General features: G+C 33.3%; 11 protein-coding genes and 1 pseudogene. 9 read left to right on the top strand and 3 right to left on the bottom strand.

All coding sequences use genetic code 11. From position 1 onward, the window contains the following. Window positions 1-53 precede the first annotated feature (53 nt). The 4 genes from ACWPW7_RS20340 (at window position 54) to ACWPW7_RS20325 (ending at window position 4,359) form a co-directional block, all read left to right on the top strand. Complete coding sequence (locus tag ACWPW7_RS20340) at window positions 54-350, top strand: hypothetical protein (protein ID WP_454055015.1); 297 nt, start codon at window positions 54-56, stop codon at window positions 348-350. Window positions 351-579: 229 nt separating this feature from the next. Continuing rightward, on the top strand, window positions 580-2,631 hold the full coding sequence (locus ACWPW7_RS20335; RefSeq protein ID WP_454055014.1) for a sigma-54 interaction domain-containing protein: 2,052 nt from the start codon (window positions 580-582) through the stop codon (window positions 2,629-2,631). Between the two features lie 710 nt (window positions 2,632-3,341). Beyond that, entirely contained in the window at window positions 3,342-4,004 is a 663-nt protein-coding gene (locus ACWPW7_RS20330) for a Dph6-related ATP pyrophosphatase (protein ID WP_454055013.1), read from the top strand. 103 nt (window positions 4,005-4,107) lie between these two features. Continuing rightward, window positions 4,108-4,359, top strand: a complete 252-nt coding sequence (locus ACWPW7_RS20325; protein ID WP_454055012.1) for a hypothetical protein — start codon at window positions 4,108-4,110, stop codon at window positions 4,357-4,359. 280 nt (window positions 4,360-4,639) lie between these two features. Here ACWPW7_RS20325 and ACWPW7_RS20320 read toward each other — a convergent pair whose 3' ends face one another. Then, on the bottom strand, window positions 4,640-5,977 hold the full coding sequence (locus tag ACWPW7_RS20320) for an aminotransferase-like domain-containing protein (RefSeq protein ID WP_454055011.1): 1,338 nt from the start codon (window positions 5,975-5,977) through the stop codon (window positions 4,640-4,642). 153 nt (window positions 5,978-6,130) lie between these two features. Between ACWPW7_RS20320 and ACWPW7_RS20315 the strand changes: the two genes are divergently transcribed. The 5 genes and pseudogenes from ACWPW7_RS20315 (at window position 6,131) to ACWPW7_RS20295 (ending at window position 11,471) form a co-directional block, all read left to right on the top strand. Then, window positions 6,131-7,114 carry a carbon-nitrogen hydrolase family protein gene (locus tag ACWPW7_RS20315; protein WP_454055010.1) on the top strand — a complete coding sequence of 328 codons (984 nt, stop codon included), beginning with the start codon at window positions 6,131-6,133 and terminating at the stop codon, window positions 7,112-7,114. A 190-nt stretch (window positions 7,115-7,304) separates the two neighbouring features. Further along, complete coding sequence (locus ACWPW7_RS20310; RefSeq protein ID WP_454055554.1) at window positions 7,305-7,610, top strand: AbrB/MazE/SpoVT family DNA-binding domain-containing protein; 306 nt, start codon at window positions 7,305-7,307, stop codon at window positions 7,608-7,610. After that, window positions 7,603-8,787, top strand: a complete 1,185-nt coding sequence (locus tag ACWPW7_RS20305) for a macrolide family glycosyltransferase (protein WP_454055009.1) — start codon at window positions 7,603-7,605, stop codon at window positions 8,785-8,787. The genes ACWPW7_RS20310 and ACWPW7_RS20305 overlap by 8 nt, the downstream gene beginning before the upstream one ends. 98 nt (window positions 8,788-8,885) lie before the next feature. After that, window positions 8,886-9,098 (top strand): annotated as a pseudogene (locus ACWPW7_RS20300) (hypothetical protein); the annotation flags it as partial. 1,083 nt (window positions 9,099-10,181) lie between these two features. Continuing rightward, a complete protein-coding gene (locus ACWPW7_RS20295; protein WP_454055008.1) occupies window positions 10,182-11,471 on the top strand; it encodes an esterase/lipase family protein in 1,290 nt (429 codons plus the stop codon). Window positions 11,472-11,960: 489 nt separating this feature from the next. On the opposite strand, the gene ACWPW7_RS20290 is transcribed toward ACWPW7_RS20295, so the two are convergent. Continuing rightward, window positions 11,961-12,341: a VOC family protein gene (locus ACWPW7_RS20290; RefSeq protein WP_454055007.1), complete on the bottom strand. Its 381-nt coding sequence runs from the start codon at window positions 12,339-12,341 to the stop codon at window positions 11,961-11,963. A gap of 47 nt (window positions 12,342-12,388) precedes the next feature. Next, the gene (locus tag ACWPW7_RS20285; RefSeq protein ID WP_454055006.1) at window positions 12,389-12,715 is read right to left on the bottom strand and encodes a cupin domain-containing protein; all 327 of its coding nucleotides are present in this window, start codon (window positions 12,713-12,715) and stop codon (window positions 12,389-12,391) included. Window positions 12,716-12,818 lie beyond the last annotated feature (103 nt).

The following is a 12,818-nucleotide window of genomic DNA, read 5'->3' as shown; positions in this document are numbered from 1 at the left end:
AAGACCTGGAAGAAATATCGGACCTAACGCAGATACTTAGTGTAAGCCAAGGATTGGCTGTTAAAGAGACAAAAAATAAAATAAAAAGAAAGGGGATGCTACATAAAAACGCATGGTGGGATAACAGCGTTTGCAGCATCCTTTTATCATATAAGGAGAATGTGGTGAAAATGATAATTATAGGAGGAGTGGCCGGCGGTACCGGAGCTGCTGCCAGGCTTCATTGGAATGATGAAGAACAATTCCGTTCAGTCCTGTGCAGTAGTGAAGTCGGTTGCTTTTCACTCAGCTCCAGAACCGGGTTTTCTAGAAGCTGTGCGGCAGCTATCTGGAGGATTTTTAATGACTGAATTATTTTTGGTGATAGAATTTGCTTTTGTTCATTTTTTAGTGATAACTTCATAAGCATTTTTCCATTGAATGCATTTTGTTATGCACAGCTTAAATATAGCATATAGGTGTGGAAACTTAAGTGAAGATATAAAAAAGGAGCAAATTGTATTCACTTATTATTTAAGTTATAATAGATGTAGCTAATATGAGAAAATAAGAGAAAACATGAGGAAATGTGGAGGAAACATGAAAAAAACGATATCTGTAGTAGTTTTGGATTCCAAGGCCGGAGAATTTTATGCAAAAGAAATCAATGAACTGTTTAGGGAATATGTAGAAATAACAACATACAGTGTGAGTGACGGGTCTGCCATGGGAACGTTGCCCAAGGCAGATTTATTTGTGATTTCAACAGATGCATATGGTTCTGCAGAAGAGGTGGCCCGCCATGTTCCTATAGACAGCCTAACCATGGGCATTGAGGTTTCTTATCGGTGGAGTACACTGCAAAAACTCAGTATGATACCAAAGGGAACTCGAGCGCTTTTTGTAAACTTGACGGATACCATGGCCCGGGAGGCTATTGCACAGCTGCAGCAGCTGGGAATAAATCATATTCGTTTTATTCCATTTTATCCAGGTGATATTTTGGAAGAGCCGGTGGATATGGCTGTAACGCCGGAGGAGGAGAGATATGTACCTCAGAGCATAAAGAAGGTTTTAAATATCGGACACCGTTCCTGTACTTCGGGGATGATGATTGAGATTGCTTTGCGTCTAGAACTTGAAGAGCTGCTGGAGACGAAAAAATTCCAGAATTATTTTCATGAAATGGCAACGAATAATTACAGTTTTAATCAGATATACGGCCGTTCTAGAAGACTGGAAAGTCAGTTCCATATTTTGATGGAAATATTGGATGAGGGACTGGTAGGTGTTAATGAAAAGGGTGAAATCTTTGCATGCAACAAGAAAGCCTGCCAAATTGCAAAGATTGAGGAGAATCTTGTTCTTGGCAGATGTGGGGAAAAAGTATTTCCGTATATTCCCTTTTATAGCGCCCTGAGGGACAAGAAAGAAATTCCACCTAAAGTGATTAAGTTGGGTGGCGTAAACGTAAGTATTGCAGTTATACCGGTTCTACGTCAGAAGGAATGCATCGGTGCATTTGCTACCCTGCAGGAATTTAGTGAGCTGGAATCCAAGCAGAATGAGTTAAGAAGCCAGCTGCTGAAAAAGGGTCATTGTGCCAAGTATACCTTTGATGATGTAATCGGAGAGTCAGATTGTATCTGTCAGACGAAGAGGATTTTAAAAAGGATGGCAGCTACCGAAAGTCCGGTTTTAATTGTAGGTGAGACAGGAACGGGAAAAGAACTGTTGGTTCATGCGGTGCATTGTGCATCTAAACGGAGCAAGAGCCCTTTTATAGCCATTAATGTGGCAGCCATGCCGGAAAATCTTTTGGAAAGCGAGCTTTTTGGCTATGAAGAAGGTGCATTTACTGGTGCAAAAAAAGGAGGACGTCCCGGTCTGTTTGAATTTGCCCATGGTGGTACCCTATTTCTCGATGAAGTAGAAGGGATGAGTCAGGCCATGCAGGTAAAGCTACTAAGAATTCTGCAGGAAGGCGAAGTCATGCGTGTAGGCGGTAGCGGAATCATAAGTGTTGATGTCAGAATTGTTGCAGCAACCAATGAATCTCTGGATCAGAAGGTGGAGGAAGGAAGCTTCCGAAAGGACCTGTATTATCGCCTGAATACCTTGACGGTTGTAGTACCGACGTTACGGGAACGGGGAGAGGATGTTTTTCTTTTGATGGAGCATTTTAAAGAGGAGCTCCAGGGTGACTTTAGGTTATCAGAGGAAGTAAAACATTTTCTGCGTCAGTATTCCTGGCCGGGAAATATCCGGGAACTGCATAACACAGTGGAATACTTTGTTTATACCGGAAAACAGGTGATTGAGATGGACGATTTACCGCCTACTATTTTCCATGGTCGGACATTTAGAACGGTGAATGTGGAGAAGAAGGAGAGACTGCAGGAGGTGCCTTCGCCCTTTTGGTTCGTTCTAGAAGAGCTTTATATGGCAGTGGAGCGGGATGAGTTTATCGGAAGGGATAAATTGATGCTAAAGGCGAAGGGCCAGCATCTTTTATTATCTCAAAAGGAGATTCGGGATATTTTAAAGGACATGGAGGAAAAGGGTTTTGTAAAAATCAGAAAGGGAAGAGGCGGCAGTAGGATTACCCTAAAGGGGAAGGAATACTGGCAGAGCCGGGATATGTATCGTTGATGAAATTATTTTAGAATGCTATTATTAAAGAAGGAAAGTTGACGTTATTTTTAGTTAACTAATATATTGGTGAAACCATTTTTAATTATAAAATGAAAAGCAAACCCTATAGAATTTTATAGAATAAGGCCGAGAATAAATGATGGATGAATGAAGAGCTGCATTTCAGATTACAAAAAGATTGGATTTTTATTATCCAGTCTTTTTTTGTTATAATGTTATTCGTTATGATGTATTTGTCAATGGCAGAAGGAAGACCATGCCGAAGGTTTTAATTTATTAAGAAAAACTTAATCCATATGTATGGGGATTTGGAAATTGTGAACATCATCACATACTGATAGCAATATTGTGGAAAAATACAAAAACATCAGACCAGATTAAGAATTTTGTTATTGAACAAGGTGGTCGAGCTGGTTTGTTTAATATGGTAAAAATGGCTACTATTATTGGAGATGATAAAATGAGAAAGAAATTTTTTGAGCAGTTTCTCAGACCATGTGAATTACTAGTGAACGCATAACTGTTTAGTATTGTAATTATTGCGTAAAAGTATAAATCTAAAGTAAGTGATCATGTCTCTTTAATTCAAGGGGGCATAGGGAGTCTATTCTAATATTTCTACGTATCAGTATCATCTTATAGCCAAAATATATGTGGAGACAGTTGTGAATCTGAGCAAAAGGCAGTAAAAATAAGGAGAAATGAGTATGAGTAAAAAGATAAAATTTGTAGCATCTTATAGTGGAGGGAAGGACGGTATGCTTGCACTGTATCGAGCTATAGAAAGCGGGTATGAGCCAGTAAGCTTACTGACTACTTATAACGAGAGTGCTAATCGTTCATGGTTTCATGGGGTACCAGTAGAGGTTTTGAATAAAGTTTCACAACTTATAGATATTCCTTTAGAGCTTGTAAAAACAGGAGCTGGAGACGACTACGCTAAAGATTTTGAAAAGGCATTGTTAAAACTTAAAGACAGCGGTGTTAATGCTTGCATTTTTGGTGATATTGATATACAAGCTCATTATGACTGGTGTGATTCTCGTTGTAAAGCTGCTAAGATTGAAAGTATATTTCCACTTTGGAATGAAAGTAGAAAAGAATTGGTTTATGAATTTATAGAAAGTGGATTTAAAGCTGTTATAACCATTGTGGATTCATCTAGACTTAGTGAAAAGTTTCTAGGAAAAACTTTAACAAAAGAACTTATAGAAGAAATTGTAGCTGAAGGCGCAGATATTTGTGGAGAAAACGGAGAATACCACACTTTTGTATATGATGGACCACTTTTTAAACAACCTGTAAACTTTAAATTTGATGAAATAATAAGAAATGGTAATTATTCAGTATTGCCTCTTTCGCTAGAATAAAAATATAGTTTCAACATATAAGGGACGGTTCATAATTATATCTTAAGTAAATTTAGATTATAGCATTAAATAATTAATTAAATTTGACTTAGGGGGAGGGGTAATGTTAGATGAAGCGTTTTTAGCGATAGCTTCACTACAAGAAGTACTAAATGGTAAGAATCCAAACCTCTTAGATGAATGGATATCACATTATTCTAATTCTAAAATTAAAGAGATAAAAAGCTTTGTAAAAGGTATACTTAAAGATTATACTAGCGTAACTAATGCTAGTATGTATCCTGAAAGCCACCAAATGGTGGCTTTCATCAAATTTGACGAAGAACCAATTTTAAGTATAAATCAACACATATAGACATAGAAAAGAATTCTATGAGTTTTTTAGTTCTAAATCCTCTCTTAATTCGTTATTTCCCTGTCTTAGTTTTTTTATTTCATACTGATATGAATAGAGTGCCGTTCAATGTCATAGAAATGTATTTTAATTGTATTTTCTTCATATCCACTAATCCAATAGATAAGAAATTGCAATAAATAGATAATGCTTTCGCTTCATCAACAACAGACATATTGGATTATTGAACTTTAATTTCTCCTCTATAATTATTTAATTCTTTGTTTAAGTTAAACTTATTTTAGACCAAGTACTTTTTTATAGTATCAAGTATTATAGGAACATTTTTCATTATTTGATTGTTATTTACTTCGCTTATAGTAATTCTGAAATAATTATTGCATCTATATTCCTTAAGAAAACATTCAGTTGTATTAAATATTTTGATATTTTTATGGTGTAATGAATTAAGTATTTTATCATGTTTTAAAGAGCCATCCGCATAAATACAACCAAAATATCCTGATTCAGGAATATTATATTTTATTCTTGGATGTTTATATTTTAATAAAGTATTTTTTAAAGAGCCTATGCGTTCGGCATATAAATTAACTAATTGCTTCATATAAGTATCGAACATTCCGTTTTTTATGTATATTTCTAAGGCTCCCTGAGATAGTATAGGGCTATTTATATCAGTCCATTTTTTATGTTCTAAAAAACTATTAATTAATAAATCAGGTAATATGAGAGCAGCAACTCTCAAACCAGGCATAAGTATTTTTGAATAACTTTTAAGATAGATTACTTTTGAAGAAATATCATAAGAAAACATTGGATCATTTTTTTTATTCATATCTAAATCAGCAGCAATATCATCTTCAACAATGTATACGTCATATTTATGAGCTAATTTAACAATTTCTTGTTTTTCAAGTTTACTATATGAAGTTCCAGTTGGATTATGAAATCGAGGTATACTGTAAAAAAATTTTATATTTCCATATTTAAATAATTTTTCTAATTCATATAAATCTAGTCCATTAAAATCTCTATTTATGCCCAAAACTGGAATATTATTAAGCTCCAAAGATTTTATCATTCCATGGTATGTAGGCTGTTCAATTAGAATATTAGATTTTCCGTTCGGAAACGGCATTATTGATAATATGTTTAATGCTTGTTGAGAGCTTGATGTAATAAGTATATTATCTGGCTTTGCAAATATTTGATAGTTTTGAATATGTTTTGATAGCACATTAATTAATGAGTTCAAGCCTCTAGGATCGGAATAAGAAAATAGTTTCTCTTTGTATAAATCTATTGATTTATTTAGACAGTGTTGAAAATTCTCATATGGAAAAGCTTCAGCACTTAAATTTACAGCTGAAAAATCAATTATAGTTTCCTTAGCAGTACTTAGCTTATAAAAATTATCAACTATGTAATATCCACTTTTAGGTACAGAATAGATAATATGATCTTGTTCAAGCTTTGAATAAGCTTTTAAAACTGTGCCAGTACTACACTGAAACAATTTTTGAATAAATCTTATAGAAGGCAATTTTTTTGGATGATTTAATTTCTCTGTTTTTATACTGTTTTTAATATATTCTATAATCTCTTCATATTTAAGCAAAATGAATCACTCCTTAAGTACTGTACTAGCACAGATCTGAATTTTACTTGTTGATATATAGATTACACTATAATACCATAATTGTAAGAAGTATGTAAGTGAAAAATAATAACTTAATACGTCTTTTTTGTTAAATTAAAGGAGGATATAATTATGGCAAAACAATACCCAAAATTCATAGGAGCTGCAGTTCAGGCTGCACCAGTATATTTAGATTTAGATGCAACAGTTGAGAAATCTTGTAGATTAATTGATGAAGCAGCATCAAATGGAGCAAAATTAGTTGCATTTCCAGAAGCATTCCTTCCAGGTTATCCTTGGTTTGCATTTATCGGACATCCTGAATATACAAGAAAATTCTATCATGAATTATACAAAAATGCAGTTGAAATTCCAAGTTTAGCAGTTCAAAAAATAAGTGAAGCAGCTAAAAGAAATAAAACATATGTATGTATTTCTTGTAGTGAAAAAGATAACGGTTCATTATATTTATCACAATTATGGTTTAATCCAGATGGAGATTTAATCGGAAAGCATAGAAAAATGAGAGCTTCAGTTGCAGAAAGATTAATCTGGGGAGATGGAAGCGGAAGTTTAATGCCAGTATTTGAAACCGAAATAGGTAATTTAGGTGGATGTATGTGCTGGGAACATCAAGTGCCATTAGATCTTTTAGCAATGAATTCACAAAATGAGCAAGTTCATGTAGCATCTTGGCCAGGATATTTCAATGATGAAATATCAAGCAGATACTATGCAATTTCTACTCAAACATTTGTATTAATGACTTCATCAATTTATTCAGAAGAAATGAAAGATATGATTTGTTTAACCCCTGAACAAAGAGAATACTTTGATACATTCAAGAGTGGACATACTTGCATTTATGGACCAGATGGAGAACCAATAAGTGAAATGATCCCAGCAGAAACAGAAGGAATAGCTTATGCAGAAATAGATGTAGAAAAAATAATAGATTTTAAATACTACATTGATCCAGCAGGGCACTATTCAAATCAAAGTTTAAGCATGAATTTTAATCAAAATCCTACGCCAGTTGTTAGAAAGTTTGGAGATAGCAAAAATAAGGTTATAACGTATGAAGAAATTAATTTGTCAGTAGGTAGCGAAGAATAAAAAAACACTTATAGATATAAAATCAATGGGATAGTTTTAGCGATTTACTTTCAAATATATGTTATACACTCCTAGACTGATAGTTTAGGAGTTTTTTGTAATATTTAAGTTAGTTACATTGACAAAATTTCAATACAAGAGTATGTTAAGTATAACTAGTATAAAAAGTAATACTGAAAGGAAGATTGCTATGAATAAAAAAGCTTCGGAAGATAAATATATGGGTTCTGTGAAGGTAGGTCCAAAGGGACAGATTGTTATTCCAAAGGAAGTGAGAGATATGTTTGATATTTCTCCAGGAGATACTTTAATTTTGCTTGCAGATGCCCAAAAAGGTATTGCAATTGAACGGTATGAGATTTTTTCTAAGATTGCTGATGCAATTTTTGCAGGTAAAGCACGGGAGATTTATCCATTGGAATCGGAAGAAGATTCACTTGTTTTTGCTAAAGAAATAAAAAAATTGAGTGAGTCTGAAGGAGAAGATGATGAGTAAAATAGTATTTTTCAGCATCCCAGCTCATGGGCACACTAATCCTACTATAGCAGTAGTAGATGAATTGGTAAAACGTGGTCATGAAGTTTGGTATTATTCCTTTTATGAGTTTCAGGAGAAGATTGAAAACGCAGGTGCAAAATTTATTCCATGCGATAGCTATTTGCCAGAACTTACGCCAGATATAGAAAAGAAAGTGGGAAAGGATTTTGCATCCCTTATAGAGATGACAGCAGATATGACTATGAGTCTAGATGAAAAGGTATGTAAAGAGCTTAAAGAATTTAAGCCGCACTGTATAGTATCAGATTCTATATGTATTTGGGGAAAATTATTTGCAATAAAATTAAATGTACCATATATTTGCTCTACTACGACCTTTGCAATGAACAAACATACTGCAAAGTTAATAAAACAGAGTCTAAAAGAAGTGTTCCGTATGTTTATAGGCATTCCAAGAATTAATAAAAAGATAAAGCTGCTCCAGGAAAAAGGCTATAATGTAAAAAACTTTATAAGCATTATTCAAAATGACAATGATACTGATACAATCATTTATACATCTAAAGAATTTCAGCCTATGGTAGAAACATTTTCAGATAAGTATGCTTTTGTAGGACCTTCTTTCCGAGTTCCAGAAGCTGAACAAATTGAAAAGAAATATCCACTGATTTATATTTCATTAGGAACGGTGTTGAATCAAAATAGACATTTTTATCAAAACTGTATTCAGGCATTAGCTGATGTAAATTGCCAAGTTATCATGTCTGTTGGAGAAAAGGCAGATATCTTTAGTTTTGATAAGTTACCAGACAATTTTAAAGTTTATCCCAAAGTTGAACAATTAAAAGTTTTACAGCAGACTGATGTGTTTATTACTCATTGTGGGATGAATAGCATAAGTGAAAGTTTATATTTTGGTGTACCATCCGTTTTATTTCCATTACACAGTGAAGAAGCTATGGTGGCCAACCGAGTAGCAGAACTAAATGCTGGAAAAAGATTAAAGTCAGATACTGCAAGTAGTATTCGAGAAACTGTTTTACAAGTATTGAATGATATATCCTACAAAAGAAATGCAGAAGTGATTTCTAAAAGCTTACAGAAAGCTGGAGGAGCTAGTGCAGCTGCAAATAAGATAGAGAAGGTTTGTAGTGAAAGCTTAGATAGAGAGTGAGAGGATTCGCTGAATACATTTCATCAAAAGATATTTAATTAAATATGATCTTTAAAAATGGCTGGAAATTTAAGTTATAATTAGAAATAGTTCAATTTGTTGAAAAAATAAAATTAGGCAAGGATATTACAAAACAAGATATAATATATTTAACATTCACTCCTATTATGGGAGGAAAAATAGGGATAGCGGATAAAATAATTAATGCTATACACGTAGTAAAAGATATAAACAATGACTATAAGTATGATGTCGAATCAATACTATATGCTTTTGCAAATAAATTTTTAAACGGAAAAGATTTGGAAAAAGAAAGCTTTCTCATCAGAGCTGTATTGCTGAATTGAAGCTATCATTCGTAGTGGAGAATCTAGAGGTTCTCCTTTTTTATTTTTTCGAAATAGGAAAATAATGTAATAGTTAAAAAAAGGAAGATATTTTTGGATATTTGGTATTTTAGGCTTATTATAGTCATTTCATAAGATTGACTGTAATATAATGGTATGCTATAACGAAGACATTAACAACTAATAAAATATTAGCAAAAAGAAAGGTAGCTAAAAGGAGGTGAAATTACAAAAATACGGAAAGTTTATCAATAATCTTATCCACATCAAATTGAGCATTGGGGACAGTAAATTAAAGAAGTTTTCTCTGGTCACAGTCTAAAATTCAGATAATATTTTCGTAGGCATAAACATCAACACTTATAAGTGAGGCAGATAAGTCATTTGCTTTCTTTATGGTATCACTACCTTTCTATAGAAAAAATGGAGAAATCAGAAAAGGAATATCCTAAGTAAAATACTGATTAAAGTCTCATATAATCAGCTTTTATCCAATGAAAATGCCTTAATACGGCTATCATTAGAGATGAAACACTTGAGTAAGCAGCATGTGATACTTAAGTCAGTGGACAAGCTTTTGTAATAATATATAGGGATACAATATGAAAACTTAATATATACTCTGGAAAATAAATTTTCTATAAAAACAGCTTAAATCCTTAGAAATTAAGGATTAATAATGAAGAATGAAGAATTTAGGAAAAAATTCACTAAAGGTGAATTTCTTAAAATAAAATTTGTTTTTAAAAAGTCCAAAGGCTTGGGCCGTGGAGTTTTAACCATAATTCTTCATCTTTAATTCTTAATTCTTCATTCAAGAAAAGACTTTTTGTTATGGAAATTAAAATCATGCATAAGTTAAATTTTCATTGTGGAACCCTATAGTACTCTATCAAAAATGAACGAACTAACCTTCTTTAATGTCCTGTTAAGAATAATTAACATTAGGATACTCCAATTGAAAGTTACTATTAATTTGATCAAAATAAAATAAGTTCTATAGCCTAGCTGCTGACTACAGAATTTATAATGTAAAGGAGCATGGGTATGAAAAAATCTTATTTTAAAAGGTTTATGGCATCTATTCTTATCATGTGTACAATTTTTGGTTTCACTTCAATTTCTACTGTAAAAGCTGTTGATAACAGTGATGCTATGGTAGTTGGAAATGATTATCCCATAGTTATGGTACATGGATGTTTTGGTTGGGGAAGCAATGAGGCAGCCGGTCTTTATTACTGGGGAGGTCAGGAAAGTCTGACTAAAAAGCTTAGGGAGAAGGGTTATACTGTATATTCTCCATCTATCGGACCTGTTTCAAGTAACTGGGATAGAGCATGTGAGCTGTATACATATATTGTAGGCGGCACAGTTGATTATGGTGAATCACACTCTAAAAAATATGGACATGCAAGATACGGACGAAGTTATCCAGGCGTGTACAAAGAAATTGGAACAGAAGATTCATCTGGCAATATTCAGAAAGTTCACCTAATTGGACACAGTATGGGAGGACAGACAACCCGCCTATTGGCACAGCTTTTAGAAAATGGAGATCCTGATGAATTAGAATTTACCACAGACGAAAACATCAATCCACTTTTTACTGGGGGAAAATCATGGGTATCCAGTATTACATCTATTGCTACTCCACATGATGGAAGTCAGGAAGCGCATATAAAATGTGATATTGAGCCCCTCACACATCAATTTGTTGCAGCCATTGCCGCAATAAAAGGCAGAAAGGTTGATTTAGGTGACCTAAATTACGATTTTCAATTAGATCAGTGGGGACTTAGAAGAAAACCTGGCGAATCATGTTTAGACTACAGCAATAAAGTAATTAACAGTGAAATCTGGAAAAAAAGCAAGGATTTAAGTATCTGGGATTTGTCACCGGAAGGAGCACAGGAATTTAATTCCTATGTTAAGGCACAAAGTGATATCAATTATTTTTCAATTGCATGTGTAAATACTCATGAAGATCGATTAACTCATTTTCAGGTACCAAATAAAAATATGAATCCGATTCTTATAAAAACTTCGATATTTATGGGTATGTATACAAACAATAAGAGTGGTGAAGTTCCTATAGATAAAAGCTGGTGGAGAAATGACGGAGTTGTGAGTGTGATATCAGCCATAAACCCTAAGGTTGGTTCAACAGACCAAATGATGGATTATAACGGAACTGCCGTAAAGGGTACATGGAATTATCTTGGTGAATTGGATAATACAGATCATATTGAGGTTTGTGGAATGAAATATGATCGAAACGGAATTGAACAAATGTATTTTAATGTGGCAGAAATGCTTTCAAAACTTCCCATTGAATAATTCATAAAATTTGATATTAAGAAATTCTTAATTATTGGACATGCTGGCAAAGCCGAATTTATTTTAGAATTATAACGTAGTTATACAGGATTCATAGATGTTTTTTCTAAAAAAGAGACTTTGTCAGCAGGTCTATTATTTAATTCTATATGATTAACTCTCGGACAAGCTGGAACAGGACATCGTAGCTTGGTTTCTTATTTTCATTTTCAATTGACATGAGATAGCGAGGAGTTATGTTTATGATTTCAGCTAACTATTCGCGTGTAAGTCCTTTTGTATTTCTGGCAGTTTAAGCCTATCAAAGTTATTATGTTCCATTAGTTCACCTCCAATTCATTAATACTCGTCATCTTCAAACTTGGAAGGTAATTCTAAATAAGACAATAAAAAACCACGATAATTTGTAATTATCGTGGTTTAGCTGCACTTTTAAAACGGTAAATAGATAACATTTAGAACTTCAAGTAGTTTTTTCATTGATTTGATTTAACCTCGAAATTCGATATGTTCGTCGTCCGGGCCTTTAAAGACGACCCTTTTCCAACCCTTTTCTTCAGGGGTTCTAGGACTGGGGATATGCGGCTTAGTCACAACAGGTACACCTGCTTTTATGAGTCTATCGTAATCTGCATCGAAGTCATCGCTAATAAGGCAAAAGTGGTATCCAGAATTCACTTTTTTATTTGTCCAATTCTCAAGTTCTAATACAGTCTCACCTAGTTGAAGATAGACAACTTTTTCAATCTCGGGTACACCAGGAACATCATGTTCAAAATATTTTTTAAACCCAAAGTTTTTTTCATAAAAGTCAATAGACTTTTTTCTGTCTTTTACAGAAATTGCAATATGATCAATGTGTGTAAACATTCATTAATACCTCCTAGTTCATTATTTAGTGTTTATAAGCTCTGTATTCAGTTTTCTTTTGGTAATGCCATTTTAATCTGCAATACGACCCAATTAGAGGAAGTCGTATTTTGGAATCCATGTGTTTCATCATGAGGGGAAAAAATGATGTCTTTTTCTTTTACAAGCATTGGTTCGTTATTTATAGTAATTGTGCCTTCACCGGAAATTACATAAAAAACTTCGTCAATATTGGAATGTTTATGATCAGGTGTTGTTTGTCCAGGGGCGTAAAGCAAAAGACCTATATCTAACTGACCTTCTTTGAATATTTCTTTGCGGGCACTTTTGCCAACTGCAAAGTCTAAAATATTTTCAATGTTAATTTTTTGCATAACAAATTCTCCTTTTTTATATAGTTTTGTTGTATTTATATTTTTAGTCAATCCTCTGTAATTTTTATAATCCCTTTTCTGATTATAAGGGGAACAAATGTTG

It is taken from the genome of Clostridium sp. Marseille-Q7071 (assembly GCF_965112025.1).
Note: the sequence above shows the minus strand (reverse complement) of the source record. Positions and strands in the feature narration are given on the sequence as shown.